13 protein-coding genes are annotated in these 15,582 nt (G+C 64.6%); 3 read left to right on the top strand and 10 right to left on the bottom strand.

Going from position 1 to position 15,582, the window contains the following annotated elements:
• Positions 1–108: 108 nt before the first annotated feature.
• Entirely contained in the window at positions 109–1,305 is a 1,197-nt protein-coding gene (locus AC0L3A_RS09790; RefSeq protein WP_473254253.1) for an amidohydrolase family protein, read from the top strand.
• A 57-nt stretch (positions 1,306–1,362) separates the two neighbouring features.
• On the opposite strand, the gene AC0L3A_RS09785 is transcribed toward AC0L3A_RS09790, so the two are convergent.
• From AC0L3A_RS09785 to AC0L3A_RS09745, 9 genes are all read right to left on the bottom strand, one after another.
• Positions 1,363–1,752 (bottom strand): hypothetical protein, encoded by a 390-nt coding sequence (locus tag AC0L3A_RS09785; RefSeq protein WP_219682574.1) that lies wholly within the window; start codon positions 1,750–1,752, stop codon positions 1,363–1,365.
• Positions 1,753–1,795: 43 nt separating this feature from the next.
• Positions 1,796–2,251 carry a MarR family winged helix-turn-helix transcriptional regulator gene (locus AC0L3A_RS09780; protein WP_027517315.1) on the bottom strand — a complete coding sequence of 152 codons (456 nt, stop codon included), beginning with the start codon at positions 2,249–2,251 and terminating at the stop codon, positions 1,796–1,798.
• Positions 2,252–2,265: 14 nt separating this feature from the next.
• A complete protein-coding gene (locus AC0L3A_RS09775; protein ID WP_007592446.1) occupies positions 2,266–2,970 on the bottom strand; it encodes an ABC transporter ATP-binding protein in 705 nt (234 codons plus the stop codon).
• A complete protein-coding gene (locus AC0L3A_RS09770; protein WP_007592447.1) occupies positions 2,967–3,758 on the bottom strand; it encodes an ABC transporter ATP-binding protein in 792 nt (263 codons plus the stop codon). Before AC0L3A_RS09770 ends, AC0L3A_RS09775 begins: the two co-directional genes overlap by 4 nt.
• Entirely contained in the window at positions 3,755–5,644 is a 1,890-nt protein-coding gene (locus AC0L3A_RS09765; protein WP_473254252.1) for an ABC transporter permease, read from the bottom strand. Before AC0L3A_RS09765 ends, AC0L3A_RS09770 begins: the two co-directional genes overlap by 4 nt.
• Before the next feature lie 157 nt (positions 5,645–5,801).
• Positions 5,802–7,004, bottom strand: coding sequence for an ABC transporter substrate-binding protein (locus AC0L3A_RS09760; RefSeq protein ID WP_473254251.1), 1,203 nt, complete (start codon positions 7,002–7,004; stop codon positions 5,802–5,804).
• 25 nt (positions 7,005–7,029) lie between these two features.
• A complete protein-coding gene (locus AC0L3A_RS09755) occupies positions 7,030–7,614 on the bottom strand; it encodes an amino acid synthesis family protein (protein WP_219682571.1) in 585 nt (194 codons plus the stop codon).
• A 27-nt stretch (positions 7,615–7,641) separates the two neighbouring features.
• Positions 7,642–8,541, bottom strand: coding sequence for a UPF0280 family protein (locus AC0L3A_RS09750; RefSeq protein WP_473254250.1), 900 nt, complete (start codon positions 8,539–8,541; stop codon positions 7,642–7,644).
• A complete protein-coding gene (locus tag AC0L3A_RS09745; protein ID WP_035992890.1) occupies positions 8,538–9,995 on the bottom strand; it encodes a hypothetical protein in 1,458 nt (485 codons plus the stop codon). Before AC0L3A_RS09745 ends, AC0L3A_RS09750 begins: the two co-directional genes overlap by 4 nt.
• A 281-nt stretch (positions 9,996–10,276) precedes the next feature.
• On the opposite strand from AC0L3A_RS09745, the gene AC0L3A_RS09740 reads away from it, so the two are divergent.
• Entirely contained in the window at positions 10,277–10,759 is a 483-nt protein-coding gene (locus tag AC0L3A_RS09740; protein WP_007592457.1) for a (2Fe-2S)-binding protein, read from the top strand.
• Entirely contained in the window at positions 10,759–14,289 is a 3,531-nt protein-coding gene (locus tag AC0L3A_RS09735) for a molybdopterin cofactor-binding domain-containing protein (protein ID WP_007592459.1), read from the top strand. The genes AC0L3A_RS09740 and AC0L3A_RS09735 overlap by 1 nt, the downstream gene beginning before the upstream one ends.
• Here the strand turns inward: AC0L3A_RS09735 and AC0L3A_RS09730 are convergent.
• Positions 14,286–15,254: a catechol 2,3-dioxygenase gene (locus AC0L3A_RS09730; RefSeq protein ID WP_007592461.1), complete on the bottom strand. Its 969-nt coding sequence runs from the start codon at positions 15,252–15,254 to the stop codon at positions 14,286–14,288. The two genes, AC0L3A_RS09735 and AC0L3A_RS09730, sit on opposite strands and share 4 nt — an antisense overlap.
• Between the last annotated feature and the right edge of the window lie 328 nt (positions 15,255–15,582).

Raw genomic sequence — 15,582 nt, 5'->3', positions numbered from 1 at the left:
CGTCGTTTGTACACGATCATTTGTATACTAATGAATAATCCGGCTTGATCCCGGGGTCAAGGCTGCCCAAGATCGGAAGCGTTGCAGTTAAGGATAAGGACCCATTCCATGGCGCATGACGCACCCCAGGCCGCCGGACCCTCGAAGCTCGTGATCCGCAATATCGGCCTGATCCTGTCCGGCGCGCTGGAAAAGCCGATCCTGGACGGCGACACCATCGTCGCCGAGAACGGCAAGATCACCGCGATCGGCCGCTTCAAGGACCTCAACGCCGAAGGCGCGACCACCATCGTCGAGGCCAACGGCACCACGGTGGCGCCCGGCCTGATCGACAGCCATGTCCACCCAGTTGCGGGCGACTGGACGCCGCGCCAGAACCAGATCGGCTGGATCGACAGCAATTTGCATGGCGGCGTCACCACGATGATTTCCGCCGGCGAGGTGCACATGCCCGGCCGCCCGCGCGACGTCGTCGGGTTGAAGGCGATGGCAATCTTCGCCCAGCGCGCATTCTGGAATCTGCGGCCTGGCGGCGTGAAGGTTCACGCCGGCGCGCCTGTGATCGAGTGCGAGATGGTGGAGGAGGACTTCAAGGAGTTGGCCGCAGCCGGCGTCAAGCTGCTCGGCGAAGTGGGCCTGGGCGGCGTCAAGGACGGCCCCACAGCGCGAAAAATGGTCGGCTGGGCCCGCAAATACGGCATCCAGAGCACGATCCACACCGGCGGTCCCTCGATCCCCGGCTCCGGATTGATCGACAAGGACGTGGTGCTGGAGGCCGACACGGACGTGGTTGGCCACATCAATGGCGGCCACACCGCGCTTCCCGACGACCAGATCCGCTGCATCTGCGAGGGTTGCAAGCGCGGCCTCGAGCTCGTCCACAATGGCAACGAGCGCTCGGCGCTATTCACGTTGCGCATTGCGCGCGAGATGGGCGATCTGCACCGCGTCATCCTCGGCACCGATGCGCCGGCCGGCTCCGGCGTGCAGCCGCTCGGCATTCTACGCATGGTGTCGATGCTGTCCTCGCTTGGCGACCTGCCGGCCGAGGTCGCGTTTTGCCTTGCCACCGGCAACACGGCGCGGATGCGCGAACTGGATTGCGGCCTGATCGAAGTCGGCCGCTCGGCCGATTTCGTCATCATGGACAAGGCGCAGCACTCGGCCGGCAAGAACATCCTGGACAGCGTGCAGCTCGGCGACCTCCCCGGCATCGGCATGACCATCATCGACGGTATCGTGCGCACCCAGCGCAGCCGCAACACTCCGCCGGCCGGCAGGGTGCCGGAGGTGGTGGCGAAGTGACGCAGCCGGAGCGGTTCGCCGCTCCGCGCGGTCCCTCGGAAAAAGCTGATCATCCAATCAGCGGCGCTTAGCGATTTCACAACGCACGTAGGTCTGGCGCTTGCCTTGCCCGACCGGACTGTCGTCCACCACCAGCTTGCCGTCAGCGGCAATGGAAACCCGGGGACTGGAGCGATACTTTTCGCCCTCGCCTTCGCAAGCGAGCTTCATTTTCCAGCTCAGGTGCCCGTCGGCCGTGACCTCGCTGGCGCGGCACCTGGTCTCGTACCAATAGAGGCGGTTGCCGCCCTCGATGCTCATGCGGTTGGCGCTGTCCTGGTCGCGGCAATCCTTTTTGGTTGACGCCCAGAACCCCTCATAGGCTTGCGCCGCCAGGGCGTGAGCACACTGGCTTGCCAGCACCGCACTCATACTCAGAACCATCGCAAAGCGGGTCGCCGCTCTCATATCAAAAAACCTCGACAAGACCTTCACCGAGGTTAGTCGCACCTCACCGCAGCTTGTTCAACAGCGCCATCAGCATCTCGCGCTCCCTTGCCTCGAGCGGCGCCAGCGTCTCCCGTGTGATCGCGAGCGCATTCGGCGCGACCTTTTCCGCCAGCTGTTGCCCCGCGCGCGTCAGGCTGACCAGAAGCCGCCGTCCGTCCTCGGGATCCTGGCTGGTCTCGGTGAGGCCGCGCGCCGTCAAACGATCGATCACGCCCTTGATGGTCGCCACATCCATCGCCGTCAGGCGCCCGAGCTGGTTCTGCGAGCATGGCCCGGCCTCGGCGAGCTTCGACAGCGCCGCCCATTGCGTCGGCGTAATATTGGTGCCGATCTCGCGAGAGAAGATCGCGCTGTGGCGCTGCCAGACCTGTCGAAGGATGAAGCCAACCTGCTCATCGAGCACGTAAGGCGGCTTTGCCGGTTTGACGCTTTTCTTCGCCGCGACGCTTCTCGCCATCCGCTCCCCGCCCCCTACAACGACAAATGTGCGTCGCGGATATCCGGACGCGCATCGAGCTCGGCCATGGTGCCGCCGAAACAGATGCGGCCGCGCTCGATGATATAGGCGCGATCGGAGATCAGCCGCGCAAAGTGCAGATTCTGCTCGGAGACGACGATGCTGACGCCCTCCTTCTTCATGGTCAGGATGGCCTCAACCATCTGCTCCACGATCTTCGGCGACAGGCCTTCCGAGGGCTCGTCGAGCAGCACCAGCGACGGATTGCCCATCAGCGTGCGTGCGATGGTGAGCATTTGCTGCTCGCCGCCGCTCATGCGGCCACCCGGGCGATTTTTCATCTCGCCGAGGTTGGGGAACAGCGAAAACAGCTTGTCGCGGGTCCAGTGCGGCGCGTTCGGGCGCTTCGGCTGGCGGCCGACTTCCAGATTCTCTTCCACCGTCAGATCGGTGAAGATACGCCGCTCCTCCGGCACGTAACCAAGCCCATCGCGCACGATCTCATGCGTTGGACGCGCCGAGACATCCTTGCCTTCGAACATGATCCGTCCTGAGCGCTGCGCGACGAGCCCGACGATCGAGCGGAACGTCGTCGACTTGCCGGCGCCATTGCGGCCGAGCAATGCCACGACTTCCCCCTCGCCGACCTCGAAGCCGATGTCGAACAGGATATGGGCCGGGCCATAATGACTATTGAGGTCTTGCACCGTGAGCTTCATGCCGATGCTCCCTCGCGATGCCCGGCATCGTATAGCAGGCCCTCGCCAAGGTAGACCGCCTGCACCTGCGGATTGCCGCGGACCTCGGCCGGCGAGCCCTCGGCGATCAGCGTGCCGCGGTTGAGCACGATGATGCGATCGGCGTGCTCGAACACCACGTCCATGTCGTGCTCGGTGAAGAGAACGCCGATCGATTTTTCCCGGGCGATCTGCGCGGTCAGTCGCATCAAATCGACGCGCTCGCGCGGCGCCATGCCGGCGGTCGGCTCGTCCATTAGCAGCAACTTTGGCTGGTTGGCGAGCGCGACGGCAAGCTCGAGCCGCTTGAGATCGCCATAGGCAAGCTCGCCACAAGGGCGATCCGCATAGCCGCCCATGCCGACCAGTTCGAGCAGTCGCCCGGCTTCGCCGCGGTCGAAGTTCGGCGCCGAGCCCCAGAGATTGAACAGCTGCTTGCCATGCGAGATCAGCGCGACCTGCACATTCTCGCGCACCGTCATGGTCGCGAAGGTCGCGGTGATCTGGAAGGTGCGGCCCACGCCCATCCGCCAGATCTCGCGCGGCTTCCTGCCGGTTGTGTCCTCGCCGAGCAGGCGGACGTGGCCGGTGTCAGGCTTGTTCTGTCCGTTGAGCATATCGAAACAAGTGCTCTTGCCCGCGCCGTTCGGTCCGATCAGCGCCAGGATCTCGCCTGATCGCAGCGAGAACGAGACGCCGCGCACGGCGTGGACGCCGCCGTAGGATTTGGTCAGTCCTTCGACCGCGAGAAGTGGGGGGGCGACGCTCATTCGGCGGACTCGATCGGCTTGGCAAGCAAGGGGGAGCCCGGCGGCGATGCCTTCCTGCGGCGCTGCGCCAGCGTCTCCAGCATGCCGACGATGCCCTTGGGGAAGACGACGACGATCAGAACGATGAAGCCGCCGAGCACGAGTTTTGACAGATCGGTCTGGCTGACCAGCCAGATGTTCAAGGCCTTGTAGACGATGGCGCCGATCACCGCGCCCGACACCGTCTCGACGCCGCCGAGCAGCACCATGACCAGCGCATCGACCGAGAGCGAGATGCCGAGATTGTCCGGGAAGACGCTACCCTTGAGGTAGGCGAACAGCGCGCCGCCGATGCCCGCGGTCGTGCCCGCGATCACGAAGGCCGTCCACTGGATGCGCTTGGCGTTGATGCCGACCGCTTCGCTGCGCAGCAGCGAGTCGCGCGTTGCTCTCAGCGCATAGCCGAATGGCGAGAACACCATTGCCCGCAAAGCGATCGTCACGAGCGCAGCAACACCGAGCGACAGCCAATAGAAATGCGATGGGCTCGCGGCCCAGCTCGCGGGCCAGACGCCCAGGATGCCGTTGTCGCCGCCGGTCACGCTCACCCACTGGAACGCGATCGACCAGACGATCTGCGCGAACGCGAGCGTCAGCATCGCAAAATAGACGCCGGAGAGCTGTACCGCGAAGAAGCCGAACACGGCAGCGCCCATGCAGCCGAGCAGCGGCCCGAGCAACAGGCAGACGATCATCGGCAGTCCCGCCATCTTGGCGAGGAAAGCGACCCCGTAGGCGCCGAGGCCGAAATAGGCGGCGTGGCCAAAGGACGCGAGCCCGCCGACCGACATCAGGAAGTGCAGGCTGACGGCGAAGATCACGGAGATCGCGATCTCCGAGCCGACGGTCAGTGCATAGTTGCCGGCGAACAGCGGCAGCGTCGCTGCGATGACGAGCGCTGCAAGCGCAGCCAGCCGCTCATTCGACGTCAGCGGCCGCCAGGGATTGACGGTGAGACCCGGCGTCTTGCGCGCGGGGGCCTCTGGTTTGCCGAACAGGCCCCAGGGCCGCACGATCAGCACCGCCGCCATCACCAGGAACACCAGGATGATGGAGATTTTGGGAAAGATCAGGATGCCGAAGGCGTTGAGCTCGGAGACCAGCACCGCCGCGACGAAAGCACCGATGATGCTGCCGAGGCCTCCGATCACCACGACAACGAAGACCTCGACGATGATGCGCAAATCCATCGCATGATGCACGGCATCGCGTGGGATCTGGAGCGCACCGCCGAGAGCGGCGAGGAAAACGCCGACCGCAAACACGCTCGTGAACAGCCATTTCTGATTGACGCCGAGCGCTGCGACCATGTCGCGGTCCTGCGTCGCTGCGCGCACCAGCACGCCCCAGCGCGTGCGCTGAAACAAAAGCCAGAGAATGCCGAGCACGACCGGGCTGAGCACGATCAGGAATAAATCATAGCTCGGGATGTTTTGGCCGAAGAAGTCGATCGCCCCCTTGAAGCCGGGTGCACGGCGCCCGACGAGATCGTCCGGGCCCCAGATCAGGACGACGAGGTCTTCGACCATCAAGGTCAGGCCGAAGGTCGCAAGCAGCTGGAACAGCTCGGGCGCGTGATAGATCCGCCGGAGCAGCACCATCTCGACAATGACGCCGATCACCGCCACGGCAAGCGCAGCGATGACGATCCCGCCCCAGAAGCCGAACGTCCCCGATAGGCGCTCGGTGAGCGTGAAGGCGATATAGGCACCAATCATGTAGAAGGCGCCGTGCGCGAAATTCACGATCCGCGTCACGCCAAAGATGATCGACAGGCCCGACGCCACCAGGAACAGCGACGCTGCGCTGGCGAGACCGGTCAGAAACTGTACGACATAAAAGGCCATCGGCGGTCCGGGTTAGTGTTGCATCACCTCTCCCCGCTTGCGGGGAGAGAGAGCTTCGTAGGGTGGGTTAGCGCAGCGTAACCCACCTCTTCTGGTTCTGCGGGTACAGACCGTGGTGGGTTACGCCTCCGGCTAACCCACCCTACGGCAGCGGAGATCAATCCTTCGGACGCAGCTTCTCGACTTCGGCATCACTTGGCAGATAATCCGCGCCCTTCTTGTAAGACGAGTCCACCATCACGCCCTTGCCGTCCTTCAGCGCGGTCTTGCCGACATAGGCACCGAGCGTCGACTGGTGATCGATCTTGCGGAAGGTGATCTCGCCCAGCGGCGACGGCATCGACAGCCCTTCCGCCGCAGTGATCAGCTTCTCCGGATCGGTCGAATTGGCCTTCGCCAGGATCGCCGCCGCCGACTTGATGGTCTGGTAGCCGACGATCGAGCCGAGGCGCGGATAGTCGTTGTACTTGGCCTGATAGGCCTTCAGGAACGCATCATGCTCGGGCGTCTTGATCGAGTACCAGGGATAGCCGGTGACGATCCAGCCCTCTGGCGTCTCCTCCTTGAGCGGGTCGAGATATTCGGGCTCGCCGGTGAGGAACGAGACGACCTCGCGTCCCTTGAACAGGCCGCGGGTGTTGCCTTCACGCACGAGCTTCACGAGGTCCGCGCCGAAGGTGACGTTGAGGATCGCTTCGGGATTGGCCGCGGCAACCGCCTGCACCACCGGGCCGGCGTCGATCTTGCCCTGCGGCGGCCACTGCTCGTCGACCCACTGGATGTCGGGCCGCTTCTCCGACATCAGCTTCTTGAACACCGCGACCGCGGACTGGCCGTATTCATAGTTCGGCGCAATCGTCGCCCAGCGCTTTGCCGGCAGCTTGCTGGCTGCTTCCACCAGCATCGCCGCCTGCATGTAATTGGAGGGGCGCAGTCGGAACGTGTACTTGTTGCCCTTCGACCAGGTGATGGCGTCCGTCAGCGGCTCGGCCGCCAGGAAGAACACCTTCTTCTGGTTGGCGAAGTCGCTGACCGCAAGACCGATGTTCGACAGGAACGTACCCGTCAGCATCGCCACGCCCTCGCTCGACACCAGCTCGTTGGCCGCGGTCTGCGCATCCGCCGGCTTGCCGCCGTCGTCCTTGGACACGACGATGAGCTTCTTGCCGTTGATGCCGCCGGCTGCGTTGATCTCTTCGACCGCGAGCTGCCAGCCCTTGCGATAGGGCTCGGTGAACGCCGGAAGCAACGAATAACTGTTGATCTCGCCGATCTTGATGTCTTCCGCCATGGCCGAATGAGCCATGCCGCTTGCCAACAGCGCGAACGCCGCGCCGACAAAATAGTTCTTTGCTCGCATCCCAACCTCCACTTTTCTGAAAAGATTAACGCAGTCCGTCTTCGCCCTTGATCTCCGCAACGGTCAGCCCGCCGACGCGCGGCAGCGGACGGCCGCTGTCGGTGACGGCGACCGCGACCATGATCTCGTTGGCGCGCGGCGCGTCGTTGATCTGCACTTCCATGCCGTCGAAATGACTGCGCACGAAGGCGGCGTCCTTGTGACCTAGGGGAATGTCCAACGTCGTGCCGGGTCCACTGCGCTTCTTCGACGAGGGGATCAGCGCAGCGCCTTTGCCCAGCACTTTACGGACCGGCGCGCCCATTTTCGGATGGAGGATGGCGGCTGCATGCTCCAGCTCGCCGTTCTCGCCGACGGCCGCGGCCTTGCCATAGCTCTGCGCCTTGGAACCCTCGATGCCGAGCGCCGCCACCGCACGCTTCGACAGCAGCTCGCCGAGCTCCTCGCCGATCGCGATCAGCGGCGAGAGATCCTCGACATATTTTCCGGCAAACGGGTTCTCGATCACGGCGATTGCCGCCGCACGCCGCGTCGGCGGCGAGACCTGGCGGCCCATCTCCATCTGCGTCTCTTCGACAACGGTGACGATCTTGCGGATGATCGCACTCATGATTGTTTCCTCAAGCCGCTTCCCTGTTCAGGCATGAACCGCGTTCTCTTGTACAAGCGGGCGCGATCGTTGCCGTTCAATATCCTTGGTCCCGATGACAAGCATATCACCACAAAGCTGCAACACGGCACCGTCGATCAATCCGCGATCGAATAATTGCCGTGCACATTCCGCGCCAGATTCGAGCGCGGTGGCGATCTCGTTCTGCGACAATCCACCAACGTTGCGGGTCACGAGCCGCGCGCCGAGATCGCTGTCGGGCTGAAGCTCGCACGCAGGCTTTCGGATGATCGCCGAATGCCCCGGCAGATCGACGGCATTCGCAATGATCGTCGCGGCGGCATCGGCTTGCGAGGCCGTTCCGGCCAACACGGTCACCGCATCGGCAATCCCGAGCGAAAAGCTGCGACCGTGCCGTCCACTGGTCGCAATGCCGCGCACGGAATCATCGGCGTCCACCCTGATTGTCCGCATCACGCCGTCGCGATCGGGCCGGTCCATCAGGCCGACCGAAAAATGCCGGCCCTGGCCGAGATGTAGGGCAATGTCGCCGCCATTGTTGACATAGGCCCGATCGAGCGCCGCAGCGTTCAGCATTGCGCCGAGAATCTCCTCCGCCACGCCGCCGGCAACCGCCGCCATCGGCGTAATGAAGTCATCAGCGGCATAGGGCGCCACCGCGGCGTGCATGCGGCGCGCCACGGCGCCTACCAGCAATGTCCGCTCCGGCTCAGCTGCCGCCCGCAGTTCTGGCAGTTCCGCGCAGAGCTCGTCCAGCAAACCCGTGAAGCGCCGGGCCGCAGCCTCATAGGCCGCGCGCACTGCGTCGGCAGCCCCCCTCGCCTCGACGATCAAATCAATCGGTCCATCCTGCAAATGCAGCCGCCGGCCATCAGACAGCAACGCGATTTGCGGGAGCCTTGTCATGCCCGAGGCCCCGGAATCGGGTTCTGCCAGGGCAATTGGCGGACATCCTCGCCGCCCTGAACTTCGGAGAGCGGTTTCACATAATCCATGTGCCCGCCGAGTGCCGCATAGTCCGACAGCTTCATCGTGAATTCGATGGGCGCGACCAGCGCCGGCGTCGGCACGTAACCAAACGCCCCCGCCGGCATCTGCGTCACGTCGACCATATAGGTGATGCCGCCGCCCGGCCAGACATAGACCGGCGCGCCGCCACTGGTGACGCGCGTCAGGGCGTCCTTCACCGAGCGCGTCAGCCGCACTGGATTGTCGGTCACGCCCGCCCGCAAGGAACCACCGGCGCCGGCCATGAACAGCACCGTACACAGCGCTGGCTCGCAATTCTCCTGAATGCGCTCGACCGAGAACTTGAGGTCGTCAGGCATTTCGGTCTCGACCGGCTTCAAGGCTTCGTCGAGCACGTAATAGGACGAATGCTCGCCCGTCGTGGAGACCATCAGCATGGTGAGGCCAGGCTTGGCCTCCTTCGCGTCGAACGGTCCCAGGATTGCGAGCGGATCGGAGATATTGGTGCCGCCCCAACCCGTGCCGGGATCGGCGACCTGGAAATAGCGGCCGGGCGTCGAGCGGCGCCCCTTCATCTTGATGCCCGTATCGGCGATGTCGAGCAGCTTGCCGGCCTGGTGCTCCGAGAGCACGCCGGTGATATGGTCGTCGACCACGACGACCTCGTCGACCTTGCCGTGCCATTGCTTGGCGAACATGCCGATCGTCGCCGAGCCGCAGCCGACGCGCATGCGCTCTTCTTTCATGCCGTTGACGATCGGCGGCTGGCCGGCCTGCACCACCACGCTCGCGCCGCCGTCGATGGTGAGTTCGACCGCCTTGCAATTTGCGAGATCCATCAGCGTGTCGCAGGTGACGCGGCCCTCCTTCTTGGAGCCGCCGGTCAGATGATGCACGCCGCCGAGCGACAGCATCTGCGAACCGTATTCGCTGGTGGTGACATGACCGACCGCCTCGCCTTGTGCACGGACGGTTGCCGTCTCCGGCCCGAGATAGCGGTCGGTGTCGATCTTCACCTTGATGCCGCAATAGGAGAAGATGCCCTCGGTGACGACAGTCACCATGTCGACGCCGTCGACCTCCGCCGAGACGATGAACGGCGCCGGCTTGTAGTCGGGATAGGTCGTCCCCGCGCCGATCGCCGTTACAAAGGTGGAAGGCTCGTGGACGATCTTGCCGTCCCAATCTTCGGTGCGGCTGAACGGAACGAGCTTGCCGCCATGCGACACGGTGCGCTCCAGGATCACATGCGGATCGACGCGGACGAGCTTGCCTTCGTGATTGGCATAGCGGTCGCAGGCGCCCGCCGCGCCCGGCTTGATGTAGCACATCACCGGACACGCATCGCAGCGGATCTTGTCGATGGCGGCGCTCGTAGGTTCAGTCACCATGTCAAAGCCAGCCGACAGTGCAGTTATCATTTGTACACGAACGATGTTGCGCGCCCTCCCGATGGCTGTCAAGCGGCGGTGCGGCGCAAAACATACGCCTGCCGCATAAAACCTCATTTGCCTACCCACCCTGTCCACAAAGAAGGCATTCGCGCTGCACTGCGGCATGCACGCCTTGCACGTTTGTGTACAAACGGTATCGTCGCAACGTAGATTTTGAGCGGACTTGGAATTCGCGAAGCTTTGGCCGCGGCGCTCAACAAATCGACTTGGGAACGAGGATGACGCAGACACCGATCCGCCTCACCGTGAACGGCAGAATCCACGAGCTCACTGCGGCGCGAGACACGCCGCTGCTCTATGTGCTGCGCAACGATCTCGCGCTCAACGGTCCGAAATACGGTTGCGGCCTCGGTGAATGCGGCACCTGCACTGTCCTGATCGATGGCGCGGCGGCGCGCTCGTGCGTCATTCCGATCAGTGGCTGCGCCGGCCGCGACATCGTGACGCTCGAAGGGCTCGGTATCCGCGACAACCCGGATGTGGTGCAGCAGGCCTTCATCGACGAGCAGGCCGCGCAATGCGGCTATTGCCTCAATGGCATGATCATGACCACCAAGGCGCTGCTTGCGATCAACCCGCGGCCCACCGAGCAGGAGGCGCTGGCGGCGCTGCGCTACAATCTCTGTCGCTGCGGCACGCATATCGAAATTCTTCGCGCCGTGATGCGTGCGTCTGGCCAGCTCGCCGAGGCCGGTGATTGATGGCCTCCCCGCATCCGAACGGAGCTGAGCTGCAATCCGGCTCGCTCGTCGTCGTCCGCACGGTGGACGAGTGCACCTCCGAGACCTTCGTCCGCATTACCGCGGAGGGTTTGGTCAGCGCCTACAATGGTCATGTCGATCTCGGCACCGGCATCCGCACGGCACTTGGCCAGATCGTGGCCGAGGAGTTGGATGTGTCCTTTGCCCGCGTCGTCGTCGTGCTCGGCGACACCGCAACGGTGCCGAACCAGGGCGCGACGATCGCGAGCGAGACCATCCAGATTACCGCCGTTCCCCTGCGCAAAGCCGCCGCGCAGGCGCGACACTTCCTGATCGCACGTGCGGCCGAGCACCTGGAGCTGCCGGCAGCCGATCTCAGGATCGAAGACGGCCTCGTGCGCGGGCACGACAATCGCAGCATCAGCTATGGCGAGTTGATCGGTGGAGAGACCATTCGTCTCGAGCTTGCCGACGACGTCGCCCTCAAGCCGGTGGGCGATTACGCCATTGTCGGCCAATCGATGCCCCGTGTCGACCTCCCGGCCAAGGCCACGGGCGAGCTGACCTTCGTGCACGACATCCGCGTATCCGGCATGCTGCACGGCCGCGTGGTGCGCCCGCCCTATGCCGGGGTCGACGCCGGCCCGTTCGTCGGCACCAGCCTGATTTCGGTCGACGAATCCTCGGTGCGCGACATTCCCGGCATCATGGCCGTCGTACGGATTGGCGATTTCGTCGGCGTCGTCGCGGAGCGCGAGGAGAACGCGATCCGCGCGGCGGAGCAGCTTGCGGTGAGCTGGCGACCGACGCCTGAACTGACCGATCTCGCCGACGTCGAGAACGCGCTGCGCGCCAATCCATCGACGCCGCGGACGCTGATCGACAAGGGCGACGTCGACGCTGCCATTGCCGGTGCGGCCAAACCGATGCAGCGCACTTACGTCTGGCCATATCAGATGCATGCCTCGATCGGCCCGTCTTGCGCGGTCGCCGACTTCCAGGACGGTAACATCCGTGTCTGGTCGGGCACGCAGAACCCGCACGTGCTGCGCGCAGACCTGTCGCTGCTGATCGAGCGTCCCGAGAGCGAGATCGAGGTCATCAGGTTGGAGGCCGCCGGCTGCTACGGCCGCAACTGCGCCGACGATGTCACCGCGGACGCGTTGTTGCTTTCGCGCGCGGTCGGCCGGCCCGTGCGCGTGCAGCTGACGCGCGAACAGGAGCACGCCTGGGAGCCCAAAGGCGCCGCGCAGCTCATCGACGTCAATGGCGGCCTGGACGCGGCGGGCGACGTCGCCGCCTACGATCTCGCCACGCGCTATCCGTCGAATGCCGCCCCGACGTTGGCGCTGTTGCTGACGGGGCGGATATCGCCGAGGCCGGACGTCCTCCAGATGGGCGACCGCACCGCGATCCCGCCTTACGATTACGACCACATGCGCGTCGTCGCACACGACATGGCGCCGATCGTGCGTGCGTCCTGGTTTCGCGGCGTCTCGGCCCTGCCGAACACCTTTGCGCATGAATCCTATATCGACGAGGCCGCAACCGAGGCGGGCGTCGACCCGATCGAATATCGCCTGCGTTACCTGAAGGACCAGCGCGCCGTCGATCTCGTCCATGCGGTCGCCGAGCGGGCGGGCTGGACGCCGCGGCCGGTGCGCGAAGAGAAAGACGGCGAGATCGTGCATGGGCGCGGCTTTGCCTATGCGCTCTACGTCCACAGCAAATTCCCCGGCTACGGCGCGGCGTGGTCGGCCTGGGTCACCGACGTTGCCGTGAACAAGGCCACCGGCGACGTCAGCGTGACGCGCGTGGTCGCCGGGCAGGACTCCGGATTGATGATCAACCCGGACGGCGTGCGCCACCAGATCCACGGCAACGTCATCCAGTCCACCAGCCGCGCGCTGATGGAGGAGGTCTCGTTCGAGCGCGGCGCAGTCTCGGCGCGTGAATGGGGTGCCTATCCGATCATCCCCTTCCCTGACGTGCCCAAAATCGACGTGTTGTTGCTGCCGCGGCAGGACCAACCGCCGCTCGGCGTCGGCGAATCCGCCTCGGTCCCGAGTGCGGCCGCGATTGCGAACGCGATCTTCGATGCCACCGGCGTCCGATTTCGCGAGCCGCCGTTCACGCCTGAGCGTATCCTCAAGGGGCTGCACGGCGGCGCCCCGGCCACGCCGCAGGCGCTGCCAGCTCCCGCTACGCCACAGCCATCCCGCATCTGGGAAAATCCCTTCGCGAAACGCGCCGGCGTCTTCGCGACGATCGCGGCAGTCTGCACCGCGGCAATCGGCATCGGTGCGGCTCTTTTGCCGGGCCGGGCCATCGCGCCGATCACCCGACCCGATGCATCCGTCTATTCCGCCGCAACGATCGCGCGCGGGCAACAACTGGCCGCACTCGGCAATTGCGCGGAGTGCCACACCATGATCGGCGGTGCGCTCAACGCCGGTGGCCGCGCCCTGGGGACGCCGTTCGGCACGATCTACGCGACCAACATCACGCCAGATATCGAGACCGGAATCGGCGCCTGGTCCTATCCCGCGTTCGAGCGCGCGATGCGCGACGGGCTGCATCGCGACGGACGGCAGCTCTATCCCGCCTTCCCCTACACGCACTTTTCGAAGACTGGCGATGCCGACATGCAGGCGCTCTATGCCTATCTGATGGCGCAACCAGCAGTGCGCTCGACGCAGCCTACGAATACGCTCGCCTTCCCGTTCAATCTCCGCCCGCTGCTCGCGGGCTGGAATGCGCTGTTCCACCAGACGCGGGAGTTCAAGCCTGATCCCGCCAAATCCGAGGTCTGGAATCGCGGCGCTTATCTCGTCGAGGGCCTCGGCCATTGCAGCGGCTGCCATTCGCCGCGCAACGCACTCGGCGCCGAGCAGCGTGGCGCTTATCTCGCCGGCGGCTTTGCCGAAGGCTGGGAGGCGCCGCCGCTGACCTCGCTCTCGCATGCGCCGATCCCATGGAGCGAGGACGAGCTCTTCGCCTATTTGCGCACCGGCCACTCGCGATATCATGGCGTCGCCGCCGGACCGATGGCGCCGATCGTCAGGGATCTCGCGGCCCTGCCCGACCAGGACATCCGCGCCATGGCCGTCTATCTCAACTCGTTCAGTGACGCCGCGACCGACGGGAAAGCCCAGGATGCGATTGCTCTAAAGCTCGAAGCTTCAACGCAAGTCACGATGGCGTCCTCAGCCGGCGCGCGACTCTATCAGGGCGCCTGCGCCGTCTGCCACGAGGTCGGCGGCCTGCCGCTGTTCGGCAGCCGCCCCTCGCTCGCGCTCAACAGCAATCTGCACAGCGCGACATCGGACAATCTCGTTCAAATCATCCTGCACGGCATCGCCGAGCCGGTGTCGAGCGATCTCGGCTACATGCCGGCATTCAAGAACAGCATGAGCGACGCACAGGTCGAGGAACTCGTCACGTTCCTGCGCAAGCAGTTCGCACCGGACAGGCCAGCATGGACCGGCGTGCGCGAGACAGTCACGCGCCTCCGGACCTCAGCACATTAAGCGTGCTTCTTCACGTCCACCGGCGGCGTGCCGTGAGTATGGAACGACTCGATCGTCTTCAGGCCCCACGCCTGTCCCTTCTTGCGCTCCTCCTCGGTCCACACGATCGGCTTCCAGTCGGGCGCGAGGATGAGACGGGCGCCGGCGTTGGCGACTTCGACGCGATTGCCGCCGGGCTCATAGACATAGAGGAAGAAAGTCTGCTGGATCGCGTGCTTGTGCGGGCCGGTCTCGATGTGGATGCCGTTCTCCAGGAAGATGTCGGCGGCGCGCAAGATCTCCTCGCGGCTGTCGAGCGCGTAGGTGACGTGGTGGAAGCGGCCGGGCGTGCCGGAATGGTCGAGCGAATAGGCGAAATCGTAGCTCTTGTTCGACATCGTCAGCCACATCGCCGCTTCGCGGCCGTCGTTGAGCACGATCTGCTCGGTGAGCCGACAGCCGAGATAATTCTCGAAGAACTCGCGGTTCGCCTTGATGTCCACGGCGAGGCAATTGAGGTGGTCGAGGCGCCGGACGTTGACGCCACGCGCGGGAAAGCGCTGCGCCTGGTTCTTCAGTGCGGGCTTCAGCTCGGGCGGCGCCTGATACCATTCGGTCTCGTAATAGAGCTCGACGATGTGTCCATCGGGATCGCGGCAGCGGAAGGTCGGCCCCTGCCCCATGTCGCCGTCGATCCAGCCGATGTCGAAGCCGGACCCCTTCAGCGCCGCAACGCGGCGCTCCAGCGCCTGCTGGCTGCGCGCACGCAACGCCATGTGCTCCATGCCTGACGTCTTCGACGCCGTCAGTTTGAGCGAATAGCGCTCGTAATCGTCCCAGCCGCGCAAATAGACCGACTCGCCCTTTTGTCCGCTGACGGTCATGCCCATGACGTCGACGAAGAATTTCAGGCTCTCGTCCGGCTTCGGCGTCAGCAGCTCCATGTGGCCGAGATGGGCGAGATCGAGGATCGGTTCGGGCTGCATGGTGTCCTCCAAGACGTGGCTTGCGATCCGCTGGACCGGATCCCCGCGATCCGGCGCAGGCTGTAATCCGCTCACGCGCCGGTGGCGGCACTGGGGTCGCCGGTTCATTTGTACCAATGTACAAATGATTAGGTCCCGTCAACAAATCAAACATCGCCACCCCCCCGAGCGAATGACGGGCCATCCAGGATGACAACCCGCCCCCCGAACGGCGGACCGACTGCCCGAATGGTAAAATCTTCCTTAAACACTCCCAGGCCCGCCGGCCGGGAAAAAGCAGCATTTTCCGGCCGTTTCTGCCCGCAAGTATGTATTGGGAACAAACCTC

It is taken from the genome of Bradyrhizobium sp. MI1.3 (assembly GCF_055811695.1).
Note: the sequence above shows the minus strand (reverse complement) of the source record. Positions and strands in the feature narration are given on the sequence as shown.

Coding starts and splice junctions, on each gene's coding strand:
- AC0L3A_RS09790 (WP_473254253.1), top strand. CDS start 109: ATGGCGCATGACGCACCCCAGGCCGCCGGACCCTCGAAGCTCGTGATC.
- AC0L3A_RS09785 (WP_219682574.1), bottom strand. CDS start 1,752: ATGAGAGCGGCGACCCGCTTTGCGATGGTTCTGAGTATGAGTGCGGTG.
- AC0L3A_RS09780 (WP_027517315.1), bottom strand. CDS start 2,251: ATGGCGAGAAGCGTCGCGGCGAAGAAAAGCGTCAAACCGGCAAAGCCG.
- AC0L3A_RS09775 (WP_007592446.1), bottom strand. CDS start 2,970: ATGAAGCTCACGGTGCAAGACCTCAATAGTCATTATGGCCCGGCCCAT.
- AC0L3A_RS09770 (WP_007592447.1), bottom strand. CDS start 3,758: ATGAGCGTCGCCCCCCCACTTCTCGCGGTCGAAGGACTGACCAAATCC.
- AC0L3A_RS09765 (WP_473254252.1), bottom strand. CDS start 5,644: ATGGCCTTTTATGTCGTACAGTTTCTGACCGGTCTCGCCAGCGCAGCG.
- AC0L3A_RS09760 (WP_473254251.1), bottom strand. CDS start 7,004: ATGCGAGCAAAGAACTATTTTGTCGGCGCGGCGTTCGCGCTGTTGGCA.
- AC0L3A_RS09755 (WP_219682571.1), bottom strand. CDS start 7,614: ATGAGTGCGATCATCCGCAAGATCGTCACCGTTGTCGAAGAGACGCAG.
- AC0L3A_RS09750 (WP_473254250.1), bottom strand. CDS start 8,541: ATGACAAGGCTCCCGCAAATCGCGTTGCTGTCTGATGGCCGGCGGCTG.
- AC0L3A_RS09745 (WP_035992890.1), bottom strand. CDS start 9,995: ATGGTGACTGAACCTACGAGCGCCGCCATCGACAAGATCCGCTGCGAT.
- AC0L3A_RS09740 (WP_007592457.1), top strand. CDS start 10,277: ATGACGCAGACACCGATCCGCCTCACCGTGAACGGCAGAATCCACGAG.
- AC0L3A_RS09735 (WP_007592459.1), top strand. CDS start 10,759: ATGGCCTCCCCGCATCCGAACGGAGCTGAGCTGCAATCCGGCTCGCTC.
- AC0L3A_RS09730 (WP_007592461.1), bottom strand. CDS start 15,254: ATGCAGCCCGAACCGATCCTCGATCTCGCCCATCTCGGCCACATGGAG.